Annotated in this window: 1 protein-coding gene; it reads right to left on the reverse strand. The window is 71.2% G+C overall.

What is annotated here, in order from left to right:
* The coding region (locus ACP4IX_RS36305) for a beta-ketoacyl reductase (RefSeq protein WP_426558930.1) at nt 1-808 on the reverse strand (808 nt) is incomplete at both ends.

The raw sequence follows: 808 nt of genomic DNA on the forward strand, positions 1-808 counted from the left end.
GACCCGCCTCGACATCACCCCCACCCCCATGCCCCAGAACCTCGGCGACCAGCCCCCGCACCAACTCCACGACAAACAGCGCACGATCCCCCTCCGCCATCCCCCGCAACCGCACAGCAAACGACGAACCAGCGGAATCGTCGGACTCGTTCGCGTGTCCCGTGTCGGCAGCCGCGGCCACCTCGGAAAGGTCGGCAAGGAGCCTGCTGGGACGCGCGGACGAGAACCCGGGAACGAAACGCTCCCAGTCGAAGTCGGCGATCAGAAGGGCAGCCTCCGCAGATCCGGCTGCCCGGTGCATCGCCACCATGGCGAGATCTGCCCGCATCGGCGGAACCCCGCCACGGCGCATGCGGGCGGCCATCGCCTCGTCGGCCGCCATGCCACCCTCGGCCCACGGACCCCACGCGATGGACGTCGCCGCCAGACCGTCCGCCCGCCGCTGCTCCGCCAGCGCGTCCAGGAAGGCATTCGCCGCCGCGTAATTGCCCTGACCGGCTGCGCCGATCGTGCCGCTCATCGACGAGAAGAGGACGAACGCGTCCAGCTCGACACCCAGCTCGACCGTCAGCTCGTGCAGGTTGAGCGCCGACGTGGCCTTGGCCCGCAGGACGGTCTCGAGACGGTCCGCGGTGAGGGAGTCGAGGACCCCGTCGTCCAGGACGCCGGCGGTGTGCACCACGGCGGTCAGCGAATCGGCGTGCTCGGCCAGCACAGCGCGCAGCGCCTCACGGTCGGACGCGTCACAGGCGACGACGGACACCTCGACACCCAGCTCCGCCACCAGCTCGGCCGCACCCGGCGCGTC

The organism is Streptomyces sp. WG5 (genome assembly GCF_049974565.1).
In the GTDB taxonomy this organism is placed as follows: domain Bacteria; phylum Actinomycetota; class Actinomycetes; order Streptomycetales; family Streptomycetaceae; genus Streptomyces.